A 17468-nucleotide genomic window follows, 5' to 3' on the forward strand; every position below is an offset into this window, starting at 1 on the left:
ACCGCCGCGTCGCCGGAGCGGGCCCCGTCATGCCCGGACCGCGCGTTCCGGGAGTTCGGTGATGACCCGGTACCCCAGGTTCGGGTCGAACCCGTGGATCTCGCGGGTATCCAGCGACTCCATGTAGGAGAGGATCTCCTTGGTGACGACCTGCCCCGGCACGAGGATCGGGAACCCCGGAGGGTAGGGCGTCACGAACCCGCCGGAGACCACCTCGTCCCCGGCGATGACGCGCTCGGCCAGCTGGCGGGGCATCAGGTAGCCGCAGCTGCCGGTCTTGTAGGTGGTGAAGTAGGCGGATCGGATGTCGCCGTCGGTCGTCTTGTCGTCGCTGCGGAACCTGTCGGCAAAGCGGCTGAAGTCCGGCAGCGGAGGCGGCGTTCCCACAAGCCCCGCGATCCTTTCCCGGCGGGCCTCAAGCGCCAGCGGCCCCATGTCCGCCTGCTCGCGCTCGAAGTGCTCGGCGAGCTTGACCAGCACGTCGATCAGGTAGGCCACGGCGCTGCGCGAGGTGCCGATGTTGGTCATGAACAGCACGGTGTTCCGCGAGGTCTTGTTGACCTGGATGCCGTGCAGGTCCATCAGGTACTTGTGCTTGAACGTGTCCCCGTCCACGCCGGTCCGCCCGATGTGCAGCGTGAGCCGGCTGGGGTCCACGACGAACTCGTCGGTCCGCCAGGCCTCCTCCATGGCCGCGAGCCCGTCCTGCAGCGGCATGGGCCCTGCCGCGGCGCGGTACTCGCGGGGGATCAGGTCGTGGGTGCTGAGCACCCGGAAATACTTCTTCAGCAGCGGGTGGCGCGCCACCATCCGGGCCACGGACTGGGCCAGGTAGGCCTGGCGCTGGACCAGCTCGTAGCCCTCCAGCTCCGCCTGGCGGCGGCCGATGTCCAGCGAGGCGAGGATCTGGTAGTTCGGCGAGGTGGAGGTGTGGGTCATGTACGCCTCGCGGAAGGTCACCTCGTTGAGGTGGCTGAAGTCCTGGTCGAAGACGTGGATCATGGACCCCTGGCGCAGCGAGGTCAGCGTCTTGTGCGTGGACTGGGTGGCGTAGACGCGCAGCCGGGCCGCCGCCGGGTCCGGCAGCAGGCGGGTGGAAAGCCACACCTGGTCATCGACCGGCTGGCCGGTCTGCGCGTCGAAGAGTGCCGCACGCTGGGCCCGGGCCCGCTCGATGTAGTCGGGGTCCTTGAAATCGGCCTCGAGTGCGGCGGCGGCGGCCATGGCGGTGCGCCGGCGGTAGATGGGGTGGAAGCCGGCGAACGCGAACCAGGCCTCGTCCCAGAGGAAGACCAGATCCGGCTTGATGGCCAGGCATTCCTCCATGACCCGCCGGACGTCGTAGACGATGCCGTCGAAGGTGCAATTGGTCAGCGTGACCATCTTGACCTCGTCGAGGCGGCCGGCACGGCGGTAGTCCAGCAGCATGCCCTTGAGCGTTTTCAGCGGCACGGCGCCGTAGAAGGAGTATTCGTCCAGCGGGTAGGCATCGACGTAGGCGACCTGCGCGCCGGCGAGCATGAGCGCGTAGTGGTGTGACTTGTGGCAGTTGCGGTCGGCGATGACCACGTCGCCCGGGGCGACGATGGACTGGTGCACGATCTTGTTGGCGGTGGAGGTTCCGTTGGTGACCATGTAGGTCCGCCGGGCGCCGAAGGCGCGCGCCGCCAGCTGCTGGGCACCCTTGAGGGAGCTGCGCGGATCCAGCAGCGAATCCAGCCCGCCGGAGGTGGCGGAGGTTTCCGCGTGCAGCAGGTTCAGGCCGTAGAACTCGCCCATGTCCTTGATCCACCGGGACCCGACGACGGAGCCGCCGCGGGAGACCGGCAGGGCGTGGAAGACCGCCGCGGGCTTGCGGCTGTGGCGCTGCACGGCGTCGAAGAACGGCGTCGCATGGCGTTCGGCGACGCCCTGGAGCAGGGAGAGGTGCAGCTCCATGGATTCGCTGCGGCGGAAGAGCCTGGTGAACCTGCGCCCCGAGGCCCCGGCCAGTTCCTCGATGGACACGTCCGCCACCAGGTACAGGTCCAGCTCCGGGCGCAGGCCCTTGAGCAGGTCAGCGAGCCGCAGGATCCGCTCATGCGGCGGGAAGACCGCGATACCGGGTTCGATCAGGGCATCGAGGTAGGCGCGCAGGTCATCGCCCGGCCGGTGGCGGGTGGGCACCGCGAAGCCGGGACGCAGCACGCAGGCCTGGATGGTGGGGTTCAGCAGCACCGCGATGAGTGCGTCCTCGAGGCTTGGCACCACGTTCACCGCGTAGGCGAAGGCGTCGGTGTCCCGGCGCTGGCGGGCCATCTCGGCGAGGAACTCCTGGCGAACCGTCTCGGACATGTCGTCGATGACCAGGACCTCGAAGCGCGGCCGCGGGTCCGGGGCGGTGGCCCTCGCCGCTTCCAGGGCGACGGCGGGGGAGTCCGGGTTTTCCAGGTGGTCCTCGTGGTCGGGCTCGAAGCGCGCGAACCCGCGGGTCACGGCCTCGGTCAGCACCAGCGCCGCGGCGTGGTCGCCCTCCTCGAAACGGGCGCGCAGCGCGGCCACGTGCGCCATGCCGGGCACCGCCCAGTAGGCCTCGACAGCCTCGAGGATGCACAGCCGGCGCCCGACCTCGTCGAGCAGCCCCCGCTCGGCGAGGGCCGGGTCGGTGGTGCCGTGCAGCTGCTTGGCCGCGTAGGCCAGGTATTCCCAGACGTCGGTGCGCAGGCGCCAGACGTTGCTGGGGGTTCGGTAGTCGTCGTCGGTGTTCATTGCGGGAGCCTTCACGGCTGCTCCGATCCTGGGCTGTGTCCGTGCCGGACGTGTGGTGGTGGTTGCAGGAGGTTGGTTACAGGAAGTTGGTTGTTGCAGGGGTTCGGTGGCCGCCGCGCGCGTGCGGCGGCCACCGGGGCCGGACGGAAGGGGCCGGCCAACGGCCCGAGGTGCCGGTGGGCGTTGCTAGTCCAGGCTGGCGGCGATCGAGTCGAAGGCCCGCAGGGTGGCGAAGAGCTTGGCGGCGTCCTGCGGCAACGGCCAGCTGGAGAGCTTCACCCCCACCATCTTCGCGGACCTGTTGATGTAGATCATCTGCCCGTGGATGCCCAGGCAGAGCAGCACGTTGTTGCCCTCGTACGGGAACCACATCTGGTTCCTGTACATCCCGCCGGGCATCCGGTTGTCGCCCGGGCTGTTGGCGAAGGCCTGGCGGGAGTCCGGCGCCCCATCGAGGGTTTCGGCGATCCACTGCCCGGAGAGCACCCGCTCGCCATTCAGCGCCCGGCCCCCGTCGAGGAAGAGCGCACCGAAGCGGGCCAGGTCGCGCAGCGTCGCGTTGATCCCGCCGTCGAACATCCCCGTGCCCACCTGGTCGATGCCGATCGCGGCGTCGGCCTGGGCGCCGATCCTGCCCCACAGCACCCTCGACATCAGTGAAGGCATCCGCTCCCCGGCCGCCGCCTCGCAGATCCACCCCAGCATGTCGGTCTCGCAGGAGCGGTACTCGAAAGCCCCGCCGTGGGCCGTCTTCTGACGCAGCGTCATCAGGTACGGGTACATCCCCACGGGTCCGGGAACGGCCGGTGGCGCCCAGCCGATCGCCTCTTCGAGCATCCTGACCTCCGCGAACGGATCCAGGTAGTTCTCCGAGAACGCGATGCCCGAGCGCATGTCCAGCAGGTTGCGCACCGTGGCACCGGCATAGCCGGTGTCCGCCAGCTGGGGAACATAGGCGGTGAGCGGCTGCTCGGGACACAGCACCCCGGCGTCGGTCAACGCCCCGGCCACGGCGCCGACGAGCGACTTGCTCACCGACATCAGCAGGTGCTGGGTCCCGGCGTCCATGGTCCCGAAGTACTGCTCCGTGACCACGCGCCCGCGGTGCAGCACCATCCACCCGTCGGTGTCCGTGGAGGCCATGACCGACCCCACGCTGGAGCCGGGCCCCGCACTCGGCTCGGCACCCGGCTCCGCCGTGTCCGTGAGTCCCGGGTCGGTGCCGGGCACCGGCAGGGAATCAAGGTCGCGGTGGGCGGCTGGCAACGCCACTGCCAGCCCCGGCCCCCGCGGGATCTCCGCGGTGGGCAGGAAGTCGGCGATGTGCTGGAAGGACCAGCGCAGGTGCTCCGGCGTCTGCCAGTTCTTCAGGTCCATCCCCGGCGGGAGTTGGACCAGGTGTGTGCCATCCACTAATGCTCCGTTCAATGGCCGTGGCGGTGCGGCGATGCGCTGCTGCGCCGCCACGGCGCTTTCGTTGCTCCCGGCTTGCAGCCGGGTCATGGCCGCGGTCCTGCGGCGTTGTTTGCTACGGGCCCTACCCAGGGGTTTTAACCCCCGCACCCACGGCATGGTCGGCCGTCACCGCCCCATCCAGAGGAATGCCGACGAACCCGGCCCTGATGCAGTCGATGAAGTGCCGGGCCCGGATGCTCAGCTGCGAGGTCCCGTTCCTGTCGATCTGCAACCTGCCCTTGGTGACAAGGATGCCCAGGTCGGCACCCTTCCAGCGGTAGTCGCCGGGGCCGTAGACGCGCAGGAAGAACGCCTCGGACTCGTTCTGCAGCAGGTGCCAGTCCAGGGCCGCGCCGCTGAAGACCAGGGCGCCGTTGGCGTCCAGGTAGTACAGTCCGGTGGCCGGGGTCGCGGAGAGCAGCTCCACCCGGTCCGAGGTTTCCTTGATGATCATGTGGCTCCACACGTCGGCGCCGGAGAGCGCCTCCCAGCGCTCGTTGATCTCCTTGACGTCCAGCTCAAAGTCCACGTCCATGTACTCGAGCAGGTGGAAGAGGAAGAGCGGGACGTCGGCGTAGGCCCCGGCCGTCACGTTGGTGATGGCGCTGGCCCCGGAAATGCGCGGGTTCAGCTCGCCCAGGTAGACCTCGTCGGTGTCGAGGTCCACGAGCACGTCGACCTCGAAGAAGCCGCGGTAGCCCTCCACGACCAACCGGTCGCCCATGCGCTGGACCAGCTCCATGGCGCGGGTCCGCTGGGAGGAGGTGAGGACATCCGGGTGCATCTCGTTGCCGCACCAGCCGCCCGGGTAGGGGGTGAGGTCCTGGTGGCCGGCCAGCTCGGCGAGGAACGGGCCCACCACGGTGCCCGAACGCGTGAGCACTGCCTCGACGGCCACCGCCAGGTTGTTGATCCGGCGCATGACCTTGATTTCCTGGCCGACGATCTGTGCCGCGTGGGTGTCCCATTCAGCCTCGGTGGAAATGAAGAACGTGGTCTTGCCGGAGTCGCCGTACGGGGTCTGGACGACCAGCTCGTCCCCGAGCCCGGCCTTTTCGGCCTCGGCGCGCAGCGTCTTCCAGTCCACGCCCTGGGTCAGGACGTTGGGGACCGACGGTGCGCCTGCCTCGTTGCCGAGCTGGGTGGTGACGATCTTCGAATCCAGCCGGTGCCGCAGCTCGGCCGACGGAAGGATCAGGTCGTAGCCCAGCTCGTTGCAGATCTGCTCGGTTTCCTCGTTGAAGAAGACCATGGCGACCTTCGGGCGGACGCCGGGGCGCAGGCCGCGGGACATGCGGGCCCGGACCTCGGCGTTGAGCAACAGCCAGTTGTTGATCTCCTCGCCGGACTCGAACTCGCGGTATGGCTTGAGCGCCGGGGTGAAGACGCGCGGGTGGGCGCCGTCCCAGGCGTTGTAGTAGCTGATGTAGGTGAAGTTCCGAACCCAGCGATCCAGGCCCAGCAGGTTGAACGGGGTGGCGCCGATGAAGAAGATCGGCACGTCGTTGGTGCGGAAGAAGTGGCGGACTTCGGAGATATTGCGCAATTCCTGCGGGTAGGTGAGGGCCGGTGCCGTCGAGGCGAAGGCCGCGTCGGTGCCGATGGTTGCCTCGGGCGCCTCGGGACCGGTCGGCGTTGCCCGCGGTGCCGGCTCCTCGGCGGTGCGCTGGTCGGCCGGGGCAGCGGCAGGGATCTTGGTCTCCTGTGCCTTGGTGGCTGGCGCCGATGCGGAGCCTGCCTTGCCCGTCGAAGCTGCCGGCTTTGCACCCGTGGTTTTCGCGGCCGGCTTGTCGGTTGCGGACTTTTCCGCAGTTGCCACAGCCGAGGTGTCTCCGGCCTTGGTCGCTGTCGAGGTCGCCTTGGCCGGGGTCTTTGCGGCTGGTTCAGCAATGCTCTTCGTTGCCGGGGCGGACTCGGCGGCGGGTCGTGCTGCGGGGGACTTCGTTGCCGACGGTGCCGCGGCACCGTCCTTGGTTGCAGTGGCGGTTGTCTTCGTCGGGGCCTTGGTGGCGGAAGTCGGGGTAGCGGCCGGGGCAGCTCCGGCGACCGTCTGCGTTGGGGTCTTTGCGGTTTCCTCCGGGGAAGGTGCGACGGCCTTGGTCGCGGATGCGGCCGGTTTGTGCGCGTCGGTCGCGGTGCGCGATGCCCCGGTCCGGCTTGCCGTGTCCGTTGCCTTCGCCGCGGGCTTTGCGGCAGCGGCCTGGGTCGTCGAGGTGGTCGGGACCTTCGACGTGGATGGTGTTGTTGCCGTGGGTTTCGACGCCGTTTCCCTTTCGACTACCGTGGATGTTTCACCGGAGGCCGGCGGGGTGGTCGCCGTCGCTGCTGCGGTTTCTGCCGAGGTGGAGCTTTCCGCAAGAGTGCCCTTGGAAGCCGCGGATCTAGCTGCATTCTTTGCTATCTGGCTCGGCTGGCCGATCTTCTTGGTGGCTTTATTCGCACGTACGGTCAATTTCATACTCCTTCCATTCGGAGAACACCGAATCCTGCGGAGGCGGGCATTTCCCTGCTGCCGGTCGGCGATGCTTTCCGTTTCTGGACGGATGCACCGGACACCGGCAACTGGGTGACGACCTACCTCCCCCGAAAGCCGTCCGCGGCGGGTGCCGCGGATCGAGCGCTTCGGGTTCGACGTTTCCATCATCAAGTTCCGCCAACATAGTGTGATTCAGTGAACAGCGCGTGTACCCAAGATGACCGTGTCGTGTGTTTCATTTTTGCGTAAAGCGATTGACTGTTAAATCGCGCCTGACTTCAAGTCTTCTGTGGAAATCCGTGCACCGGAAACAATCGAATAAAGCCGAAAATTACACTGTTTTAGCGAAACCTATTCCGACTAGCGATGATGCCGTTTTCCAGGGAAATCCGGCCGTTTCGTCTCCGGCTTGGATTCGGGTTCGGCGGCGATTCGCAGGTGATTCCGATGACGCTCCGGCGTCGGATGTGCGCATTCACGAAGAATTTTCGAATATTTCTTGTGTCCAAATGAATCGTGACGATCGATTGCGGAGTGTGACCGGGCTTTTGATAAAGGATTCACAGCTGCTACGAGGCGTAGCACATGAGCGTAGCTCAAGCCGTTGAGAGAGTTGCCGCAACCAAGCAGCAGCAAAGCAGATAAGGCAGGCGCACAGAAACGTCGCGGAGTCGCGCGTGGAATGCGGCTTTCGATGACAGCCAACCCGGTTCAAGGCAGGGCTGCGAGTTCAGGCGAATGGGGGAGACCCGAGCGGGTACTGGCGGGACAGTCGCACGGGATTCCGCCGGACTTCTCAGGGAAGGTCGAGGGACACCACTGCCATGAAGCCTCGGCCGCTGATGCGCGGAGAATCTTCTTCGCCTCCGACCACGGTGTCACGCAGCTCAACTGCACGCTCTGTGTCGCCTTGGAGAACCACTGCCTTCCCCTGGAGCAGGACTCCGAACTGCGAGCCGAAGAGGTATTGCTCGCGTTTCTTGGAGAGCTCGACTATCCGGACGTTGCCGCGTACCGCGCCGGTGCGGGTAATCAGGTTCAAGGCAAGGACCTCGCCGGTGGGCAGCGTCGCGCTGGTGGTGCTTCCGCCCGGGAACTTCAGCGGGCGGTATAGCTCCACAGCCTGCTTGGTTCCGTCGATGGTAAGTTCGAGCAATTCGCCGGTGATGACCGTCAAAGTGCGGTCGAATCCGTCATAGGGCGTGAAATTTCCGGCTCTCTCGATGGAAGCGACGCTCAGGCGCCAGTCCCATTCTTCTGCTGTCGAGGGGACGAGCGCGCCGTCGGCATCGAGCGTTCCTGCCGCGATATCCCGGACCTGGCCCTGGGCCTGGCCCCACATTTTCTTGGGCGATGCGGCCAAGGGAACGATCGAGCCGGTTGCCAGCGTGGGATTACTCATGTGTCGAGCTTAGTTGGAAACGAAGGCGCCAATGAGCACCACAACGCCCATGGCCGCCAGCGCGGCGGAGGAGATGCGTTCCATCCAGATGCCCACGGCCGGGCTCTTGAACCAGGCCACGGCGCGGGCCGCAACGAGGGTGAGCGCCATGAGGTAGGCAAAGCCGATCACCGTGTACACGAGACCGAGCAGCAAGGCGGAGGTCAACAGGTTGGAACCCGGGGGGATGAAGGGCGGCATCAGTGCCAGGAAAAGCAGTCCAAGTTTGGGGTTCAACGCCGAGGAAAGCATGCCCGCCCTGAACGATTGCGGGATCGTGAACTCCACGCTGCCGGCAGCCTGCACGCGAGTGGCAGTCCGGGCCGTGGCTGCTGAAGCCCCGCCCAGGAACCGTGCCTTGATGAAGGTGCCGAGCCCAAGGTAAAGCAGGTACAAGCCGCCGATGACCGCGATGGCCTGGTGGATGGCCGGGTAGGTTTTCAACAGCGCGGCAACACCGATGCCGGCCAGGGCGGCCCATCCCATGATCGAAACCATCATGCCGGCGGCCGCAGCCACTCCGTTGCGTGGCCGGTTCAAGGCGTAGCGCAGGAGCAGAAAGGTGTCGGGTCCCGGCGTCAGGACGACCACGAGGGCTATCCCCGCGAAACCCAGAAGGGCGGATAACGGCATGTCACCCATTATTGGGGCATGGGCGGCCATGCGGCCATCCCGGAATCCCGTCGTGCGTGTCCCGGCCGATCAGTCGTGGGGAACGAAGGCCCCGATGAGCACCACCGCACCCATGACGGCCAATGCAGCGGAAGACACGCGCTCCAGCCAGATGCTGACCGCCGGGCTCTTGAACCAGGCCATGGCTTTGGCTGCGATGAAGGTCAGGACCATAAGGTAGGCGAACCCGATCACCGCGAATACGGCGCCAAGCGTCAGCGCGGACAGCAGCAGGTTGGAGCCGGCAGGGATGAATGGAGGCATCAGGGCCAGGAACAGCAGACCGAGCTTCGGGTTCAACGCGGAGGAGAGCGCCCCTGCTCGTAGCGACTGCATGAAGGTGAACTCGGCGGTGCCCGCGGCGGTGATCGAACGTGTCGTGGTGCGTGCCGTCGCGGCGGCGGCTCCAGCCAGGAACCGTGCCTTGATGAAGGATCCGAGCCCCAGGTAAAGCAGGTAGATGCCGCCGACTATGGCGATTCCTTGGTGGATGGCCGGGTAGGTTTGCAGCAACGCGGCCACGCCGAGTCCGGCAAGGGCCGCCCAGAGCATGATCGAAACCATCATCCCCAGCGCGGCGGCAACGCCGTTGTGGGGGCGGTTCAGGGCGTATCGAAGCAGCAGAAACGTGTCGGGGCCGGGTGCAAGGACAATGACCAGCGAGAGACCGGCGAAACCAAGAAGAGCAGATAACGGCATGTGATCCATTATCGGTGCCGGCGGTTCACCGACGGAAAGGCAGGCGCGTCTTTGGGCAGTCTTTGGCCGTGTGTGTCCGTGGAATGCAGCACGAAGAGCCTGATGCCTTCGCTGGCAGATCCGTTGTGAAATGCGGCCCGAAAAGTCTTCCCGCGGAGATCCGGGATTGGCTGTCTAAGTCCGTTTGAAGAGGTACCTGTTGCAAACTGCATACTCGGTAGGTAGATTAATGCATACGCGGTATTCATGTTTGTCGTCGGAACCTCTTCCGAAACCGCGTGCTACCCAAATCGATCGAGGAGAATGCAATGTCCATTCGGCATTCGTTGTTGGCCCTTTTGCAGGAAGGGGCTCGCTATGGCTACCAGTTGCGTGGCGAGTTCGAAGAGCGGACGGGTACCACGTGGCCGCTCAATATCGGACAGGTCTATACGACGCTTGACAGGCTGGAGCGCGACGGCTTGGTTGAAAAAGAGGTCGCCGGCGGTGAGCGGCAAGTCATTTACAGCATCACTGCGAACGGTCGGGACGAGGTTTCGCGATGGTTTGCCGAACCCGTGGCCCACAGCAATCCTCCGCGCAACGAACTGGCGATCAAATTGGCCCTGGCCATGACTATTGAAGGTGTTGACGTCGCGGCGGTCGTACAGGCTCAGCGCACCGCCTCGATCCGTTCTTTGCAGGCCTACACCCGCCAGCGTCGATCAGCAGCGAAAGATGTCGATGCCAGAACCGGCAACGACGCCGCCTGGCTCCTGGTCTTGGATTCCCTCATTTTCTCCACCGAAGCGGAAGTCCGGTGGCTGGACCACTGTGAGGGATGGGTAAGCGCACGGGCCACAGGAGCACGAAACGCAATCAGGACCGCATCATCGACACCGCCGAATCAGCAAACCGCCGTCTCGGACAATGAAAAGGTTTCCAATTGAGCACCGAAGTCCTTCAGTTGGAAGGCGTCTCACGCACCTATGGGGAGGGTGCCACCGCTGTTGCAGCCCTCCGCAACGTCAACTTAACTATTCATGCAGGCGAATTCGTTGCAGTGATGGGGCCTTCCGGCTCGGGAAAGTCCTCGCTGCTGACGTTGGCCGGCGGACTGGACAAGGCGACCAGCGGCACCGTGTTCGTCGAGGGCACCCCGCTGACAGGGCTGGGCATCAACGAACTGGCCAGGCTGCGCCGGCGTGCCGTCGGATACGTGTTCCAGGATTTCAACCTGGTGCCCACACTCACGGCAGCGGAAAACGTTTCACTGCCACGTGAACTGGATGGAATTCCCGCGCGCAAGGCACGCCGCCAGGCCATGGACGCGTTGCGGCTGGTGGGGATTCCGGAGCTTGCCAACCGTTACATGGACCAGATGTCCGGAGGCCAGCAGCAGCGTGTGGCCATCGCGCGGGCCATCGTGGGCGAACGACGACTGATTCTTGCCGATGAACCCACCGGGGCCCTGGACTCGGTAACAGGAGACGGGATCCTCGAAGTCCTGCGTCACCGCGCCGAGGCCGGCGCCGCCGTGGTGATGGTGACCCACGAAGCCAGGCATGCCGGCTGGGCCGATCGGGTGGTGTTCCTAAAAGACGGGCGCATCGTCGACGAGGCAGCCTCTGCGCACGATCCTTCCGTCTTGCTCACCGGAATGACCTACTGAGGTGGCGTTGGACCTGACCCCGGTCACAGGCGGGAAAAGGCGGCAGCTCCAGCTGGCACTGAGAATGGCGTGGAGGGACATCAAGCGCCACAAGGGCCGATCGGTATTGATCGCCGCGCTGATAGCCTTGCCGATCTTCGGGATGGCCTTCGCCGCCACCGTGGGCTTCAGCATGATCCCCACCCCTGCGGAAATCGTTTCTCGGGAACTGGGGCAAACGCAGGGAAGACTCAGCAGTATGCAGGTGGCAAACGGTGCAGCCAGGCAAAGCCCGGCGGGCGATCTCGGAACGAGGTTCTTCACGGGCGAGCAGGACCCGGACTTCACACCTGCAGCTCCGGCCTCGATGGCACCCGCGGGGTTCGAGACGATCGGCTGGAAATCCGTGGAGCTCACCGCAAAGGTCGGCAACGCCAACATCGTCCTGCCGACGGTGATCAGCGACGTGCTGCATCCGGCGTTCACCGGCAAATATGTGTTGCTGGACGGACATGCCCCGGCAACAACGGAACAGGCACTCGTTTCCCCCGGACTGCTGAAACGCTTCGATCTTCGCTCGGGAGATGTCATCGATACCTCGGCCGGCAAGTTTGCCATCACCGGCACGCTTCGCGACAGTGCCCGGGATGATTCCGAAACCCGGATCTATCTCAACGAGCGACAGCTTCCGCCAGGGAAACCGGTCCAAGCGGATTCGGAAGACCTCTACCTGGTGGGAAGTGCCCCGCTCACGTGGCAGGATGCCAAGAAATTCAATGCGCAAGGAATCCAGGTCACTTCGCGCAGTCTGCTGCTTGACCCGCCTTCGGCGGCTGAAATCGGGCCGCATGTCGACGAAACCGGGATTGGCTCCGGATTCGATCAAGTGCTGAACTTCGCGGTCCCCGGGGCGATCATCGGGGTCTTGGCTTTGCTGGAAGTTGGCCTGTTGGCCGGCGCGGCGTTTGCCGTTGGTGCCCGCAAGCAGCAGCGGGATCTGGCGCTGTTGGCGGCATCCGGTGCCGAGACGAGCCTTCTGCGCAATACCGTGACGGCCGGCGGTCTCTGGCTTGGACTTTTCGGCAGTGTGCTCGGGGCAGGCATGGGGGTCGTTGGCGGGACGGTCTTGGTGACGATCATGAAATCCCGGGGTGATTCGTCGTTCGCTGGTGTACACATTTTTTGGCCGGTTATCTGCGGACTGGTGCTCGTGGGATTGCTCTCCGCAGTCATCGCGGCGCTTGTCCCGGCACGGGCAGTGGCCAAGCAAGCGACGCTGGCAGCACTGAAATCGGGCAGGACCGCTGAAGTCGGATCCAAGCGGACTCCGCGCGTTGGACTGCTGTTGCTCCTGCTATCAGTCGTTTCTCTGACCGCAGGGGTCGCCGTCTCGTTGGTGCAGGGGCGGAGCGCCGAGGCCAGTGAATGGTTGCTGGTCGCCATGGGGCTGGTTGCGGCCGGGACGATACTTTTGATCGGTGGGCTGGTATGCCTGACGGGCAAGATCGTTACGCTACTAACTGCCAAGTCGTCTTGGCTGCCCGTGCCTTTCAGGCTTGCTGCGCGGGATTCGGAGCGCAACCGCAGTCGCACGGTTCCGGCCATCGCGGCGGTGCTGGCAGCGGCGTCGCTCTCCGGCGCATTGATCGTGTTGACTTCAAGCCTCATGCAACAAGGTAGCGATCTCCACCAATGGCGCTTCAACCTCAACCAAGCCGGAATCGCCTTGGAAAAAACCCAGAGCACCGAGATCCAATTCGGTCCAGATTCGTCGACCCTGACGGCGCTGAAAGCGGTCAGTATCGATCCCGAACCCGTGGCTTCCGCTGTCCAACAGATCTTCGGACCGGAGGTCAAACAGCAGATCATCGCCGGTACGCCAAGCAGTTCCGCATGTCGCGTAAATGAGTTCAAGGCCGAACAGGATGGTCGTGATCCAGCAGACGTCCAATGCCTGTCATGGATGCTGCAGGAACCAACGGAGAATCGGTGCGCCATGGGCGAGGATTTCCGACCCAAGGATCTCAACGACTGGCGTTGCAGCGGGCCCATGAGCCACGGGTACGAGCACGACCTGCTTCCGGCCCTGGTGGTGGGCGGGGAACCGGAACTCACCGCGCTATTGGGTCGAGCACCAAGTGCCGCAGCACTCAAGACGTTGAAGGACGGCGGGGTTGTCGTCACCAATAGGGTTTTCCTCACCGATGCGAAATCCGCATCCCTGGTGGTGTATGACCGCAATGAACCTTGGCGGTCGGGTACCGGAAATGGCTTCCAAGAAGACAGCGCCTATTTGCGGACTCAGTACAGCCCGATCACAACACACGCGCTGCACGCCGTACTTGAGGAACCGGAACGGCCCCTGGATTTCTACGGTGTGGTTTCGGCCGATACCGCGGCCAAGGTCCAGATGCCGGTGGTGGACCGGACCCTGTTGCTCACCGCGCCACAAGCACCAACCCAGAAACAGTACGACACTTTTGCAAGTGCGTTGGTGGCACTGACCGGGGAAGCATATTACTCGCAGTTTGAGACAGGTCCTGCAACCAACGTGACCTCGATTCTGTGGTTGATTGTCGCCGGGGCAGCGTTGATTACGCTCAGCGCCGCAGGGATCACCACCGGCCTAGCGCTGGCTGATGGCCGCATCGACCATGCAACGCTTGCCGGCATTGGGGCCGACACCAGACTGCGCAAGGCGATGTCCGGCGCGCAGACCGTCATGACGGCTTCACTTGGCACGTTGTTGGGACTATTCGCCGGAACGCTCCCCATGATCATCATGCTCTCAGCCCAGGCAGGGATGCCGGTGGTAATCCCCTGGTCACAGCTCGCAGTGTTGCTAATAGTCGTGCCCTGCGTTGGAGCCGTCGTAGCCTGGGTCTTTACCCGCGGCAACGTGCCGCTGACCCGTCGCCAAACGTTGGCTTAGTCCCGCACCTGGCCGTGTTGTGGACCTTCCGTGAATCGAATGCATCGTGACGAATACTGCCAGTCCCGTTTTCGACATCGTGTATTGCACGGGGAAAAGCCATTCCAGGAGCTTTAGCATCGTTGCTGCGGCCCGTGCTCAAGTGACCTTCTGGGAGTTCGATCTGCACGTCAATAGCCGCTGACTGGACATCGACCAGCAATGGAACCACTTTGGTCGGGAGCAGCAATCTGCAAGACGTATGCGTTTCACGACCCCCGTGGTTCAAGACCCCGGAAACACTGGTGGCACCCCCCGCGATGCTTCGGCCGCAAACGTTGGCGTGGGAAATTGCCACCACCGCTACGAATGCGTTGGTTTCTTAGCGGAAGGGGATAGCGAAACTACTGCCAGCAGCGCGTTGCCTTCGATCGCCACGGCAGGTTCCCCGCCGCCCACGACGGTGTCGTAGCGTTCGAGCGGGCGCTCGCCGGAGTTTCCGGGGGACAAGCACGCCCGACCGCGCAACAGGACGCCGAGCCGGCCCGCGGCCAGGGCCAGCGGCCGCCCGGGCGCCAGTTCCACGAGACCTACCCGCCCCTCCACGGTGCCGGTGCGGGCGATCAGGTTGAAGTCCCTGATCGGCCCGCCGGGCAGCGTGGCGCTGGTGGCGGCGCCGCCGTCGAAACGCAGCGGCGCGTATTTCCCCAGCTGCATGTCGACGCCGTCCATGGTGATCGCCAGGCCCTGGCCTTCGATGACGGTCAGGACCCGTGTCATCCCGGCATAGACCGAGAACGGGCCCTCGCTCTCCACGTCGGCGATGCTCAGGCGCCAGTCCCAATCGTCGCCGGGAACGGATTCCGGGATTCCCGCGGCACCCAATGTTCCGGCGGCGATCTGCCGGGTCACCCCGCCACCGTTGCGCCAGCGTTCGGGAACAATCCCGGCGTAGGCGATGACGGTGCCGGGGGACAAGGACGGGTGCTGCGGGGAATCCACGGGATGATCGTTCGCCGGGTGCAGCGGTTGCTAGGCCAGCGGCGTTGCGAGAACCGAGTTCGCGGCTTCCAGCAGCGAACCGTCGGTGACCAGCTGGAACACGGACTCGATCTCCGGGGAGATGAACCGGTCGGTGCCGGGGCCTTCGACCTGGGTGCGGATTGCTTCGCGCACCGCGGTGATGACCGGCGAGGACTTGGTGGAGGCCAGGCCGCCGTCGCGCATGTCCAGTGCCCGGGCGCTGGTGAGCAGCTCGATGGCCAGCACGCGGGCCAGGCCGTCGATGGCCTTGCGCAGCTTGAGGCCGGCGTGCCAGCCCATGGAGACGTGGTCTTCCTGCATGGCGGAGGACGGGATCGAATCCACGGAGGCCGGGACGGCCAGGCGCTTGAGCTCGGAGACGATGCCCGCGGCCGTGTATTGGGCGATCATGTGGCCGGAGTCGACTCCCGGGTCGTCGGCCAGGAAGGCGTTAAGGCCGTGGCTGCGGGCGGTGTCCAGGAAGCGGTCGGTGCGGCGCTCGGAGATCGAAGCCAGGTCCGCGACGGCGATGGCCAGGAAGTCCAGCACGTAGCCCATCGGGGCGCCGTGGAAGTTGCCGTTGGACTCGACGCGGCCATCGGGGGTGACGACGGGGTTGTCGATGGCTGAGGCAAGCTCGATGGAGGCGACGTTCTCGGCGTGGGCCAGCGTGGCGCGGACCGCGCCGTGCACCTGCGGTGCGCAACGCAGCGAGTAGGCGTCCTGCACGCGGGTGAACTTGTGGGCCCCCGCCTTCTGCTCGGCCAGCAGCGCCGAGCCGGCGAGCACGGTGCGCATGTTGGCGGCGGAGTCGATCTGTCCCGGGTGCGGGCGCAGCGTGTGCAGGTCCGGGGCGAAGACGTCGTCGGTGCCCAGCAGGCCCTCGACGCTCATGGCCGCGGAGAGGTCGGCGACGCTGATGAGGTCGCGCAGGTCGGATGCGGCCATCAGCAGCATGCCGAGCATGCCGTCGGTGCCGTTGATCAGCGCCAGGCCTTCCTTTTCGGCCAGCACCACCGGTTCGATGCCGGCCGCGGCAAGGGCCTCGGACGCGTCGACGAGTTCACCGGCGGCGTTGCGGACCTTGCCCTCGCCCATGACGGCCAGGGCGCAGTGGGAGAGCGGGGCCAGGTCGCCGGAGCAACCCAGCGAACCGTATTCGCCGACGACGGGGGTGATCTGGGCGTTCAACAGTGCGGCGTAGGTCTTCGCGACGACGGGGCGCACGCCCGTGCGGCCGGTGGCCATGGTGGAGAGACGGTTGAGCATCAGCCCGCGGATCACCTCGCGCGGCACCTCGGAGCCGGAGGATGCGGCGTGCGAGCGGATCAGCGAACGCTGCAGCTGGGCGCGCAGCTCGATAGGGATCTGCTTGGTGGCCAGCGCGCCGAACCCCGTCGACACCCCGTAGTGGGGGACGGTGTCGGTGACGAGCGCGTCGATGACGGCCCGGGACTGCTCCATTGCCGCAAGGGATTCGGCGGAAAGCTCGACCGGGGCGAGGTGGCGGGCGACGTTGACGACTTCGCGCGGAAGCAGGGCGCCGGTGGAGACGGTGACGGCACCGGTTGAGAGGGTGATGCTGGCGTTCATGTGCTTTCCTTCTGGCTGTCAGGTTTCCGTGGTCGAGTGCGGGTCAAGTTTTGCCCCGCTCTTGCCAACAGATGAAATTAGCGTTTCAATAAGTGAAACGCATTAGCGGGTTCGGGGCAAGCCCCCGGCCGGTGCGAATTACCCCAAGGGTGCAAAAGCACCCGCGAAGCAGTACACCCAGCAACACCTTTTAGTGGAGGATATCCCCGTGGCTGAACCAGCGACCAGGACCGTGGAGCGCGCCCTGCAACTCTTGGGGGCGGTGTGTGACGCCGGGGCAGTGACCCTGGCCGGGGTTGCACGCGAGACGGAACTTTCCGCCTCGACGGCATTGCGCCTCCTGCGCACGCTGGAAACCAGCGGTTTCGTCCGCAAGGACGCGGACGGTGAGTACCGGCCCGGCCTGCGGCTGGTCCAGCTCGGTGCGCAGGCGCTGAGCCACGAGTCGTTGGTCCACCTCTCGGCACCCGCCTTGCAGCGGCTCGTGGATGCCACGGGGGAGTCGGCCTACCTTTCGGTACGCGGACACCATGGCACCGGCAACGACCATGCTGTCTACCTGGCCATCGCGGAGGGCACCCACTCGGTGCGCCACGCCTCGTGGGTGGGCCGCAGCGTTCCGCTGGAGGGATCGAGCCTCGGCTTGGTCTTCGCGGGGCAAACCCCCGACAGCGGCTTCGCGGTTTCCGACCGCGGCGTCGAGGAAGACGTCACGGCCATTGCGGCACCGCTCCGGCAACCGGGCGCCAACGGAGCCATCGACGGCCCGGTGGCGGCCATCTCGGTGGTGGCACCGAGCTACCGCATGACCCCCGAGGGG

11 protein-coding genes and 1 pseudogene are annotated in these 17468 nt (G+C 65.5%); 4 read left to right on the forward strand and 8 right to left on the reverse strand.

Going from position 1 to position 17468, the window contains the following annotated elements:
- Positions 1–27 precede the first annotated feature (27 nt).
- From ACSYDW_RS10685 to ACSYDW_RS10710, 6 genes are all read right to left on the reverse strand, one after another.
- A complete protein-coding gene (locus tag ACSYDW_RS10685) occupies positions 28–2748 on the reverse strand; it encodes an aminotransferase class I/II-fold pyridoxal phosphate-dependent enzyme (protein WP_438338721.1) in 2721 nt (906 codons plus the stop codon).
- Between the two features lie 186 nt (positions 2749–2934).
- Positions 2935–4161, reverse strand: a complete 1227-nt coding sequence (locus tag ACSYDW_RS10690; protein ID WP_438338722.1) for a serine hydrolase domain-containing protein — start codon at positions 4159–4161, stop codon at positions 2935–2937.
- A 124-nt stretch (positions 4162–4285) separates the two neighbouring features.
- Positions 4286–6655: a biotin carboxylase gene (locus tag ACSYDW_RS10695; protein WP_438338723.1), complete on the reverse strand. Its 2370-nt coding sequence runs from the start codon at positions 6653–6655 to the stop codon at positions 4286–4288.
- Positions 6656–7475: 820 nt separating this feature from the next.
- Complete coding sequence (locus ACSYDW_RS10700) at positions 7476–8081, reverse strand: HutD/Ves family protein (RefSeq protein WP_438338724.1); 606 nt, start codon at positions 8079–8081, stop codon at positions 7476–7478.
- 9 nt (positions 8082–8090) lie between these two features.
- Positions 8091–8753, reverse strand: a complete 663-nt coding sequence (locus ACSYDW_RS10705) for a LysE family translocator (protein WP_438338725.1) — start codon at positions 8751–8753, stop codon at positions 8091–8093.
- Positions 8754–8822: 69 nt separating this feature from the next.
- Positions 8823–9491, reverse strand: coding sequence for a LysE family translocator (locus tag ACSYDW_RS10710; protein ID WP_438338726.1), 669 nt, complete (start codon positions 9489–9491; stop codon positions 8823–8825).
- Positions 9492–9799: 308 nt separating this feature from the next.
- Here ACSYDW_RS10710 and ACSYDW_RS10715 point away from each other — a divergent pair, with 308 nt between their 5' ends.
- The 3 genes from ACSYDW_RS10715 to ACSYDW_RS10725 are packed head-to-tail and all read left to right on the forward strand — an operon-like array spanning position 9800 to position 14053.
- On the forward strand, positions 9800–10420 hold the full coding sequence (locus ACSYDW_RS10715; RefSeq protein WP_438338727.1) for a PadR family transcriptional regulator: 621 nt from the start codon (positions 9800–9802) through the stop codon (positions 10418–10420).
- Positions 10417–11142: an ABC transporter ATP-binding protein gene (locus ACSYDW_RS10720; protein WP_438338728.1), complete on the forward strand. Its 726-nt coding sequence runs from the start codon at positions 10417–10419 to the stop codon at positions 11140–11142. Before ACSYDW_RS10715 ends, ACSYDW_RS10720 begins: the two co-directional genes overlap by 4 nt.
- 1 nt (position 11143) lies before the next feature.
- The gene (locus ACSYDW_RS10725) at positions 11144–14053 is read left to right on the forward strand and encodes an ABC transporter permease family protein (RefSeq protein ID WP_438338729.1); all 2910 of its coding nucleotides are present in this window, start codon (positions 11144–11146) and stop codon (positions 14051–14053) included.
- 342 nt (positions 14054–14395) lie between these two features.
- Here the strand turns inward: ACSYDW_RS10725 and ACSYDW_RS10730 are convergent, their stop codons facing one another.
- Positions 14396–15034, reverse strand: coding sequence for a HutD/Ves family protein (locus tag ACSYDW_RS10730; protein ID WP_438338730.1), 639 nt, complete (start codon positions 15032–15034; stop codon positions 14396–14398).
- Between the two features lie 30 nt (positions 15035–15064).
- Positions 15065–16648, reverse strand: a complete 1584-nt coding sequence (hutH, locus tag ACSYDW_RS10735) for a histidine ammonia-lyase (RefSeq protein WP_438338731.1) — start codon at positions 16646–16648, stop codon at positions 15065–15067.
- Between the two features lie 232 nt (positions 16649–16880).
- Here hutH and ACSYDW_RS10740 point away from each other — a divergent pair.
- Positions 16881–17288, forward strand: a pseudogene (locus tag ACSYDW_RS10740) (IclR family transcriptional regulator); the annotation flags it as partial.
- Positions 17289–17468 lie beyond the last annotated feature (180 nt).

The sequence above is a fragment of the Paeniglutamicibacter selenitireducens genome (assembly GCF_051550675.1).
GTDB lineage: Bacteria > Actinomycetota > Actinomycetes > Actinomycetales > Micrococcaceae > Paeniglutamicibacter.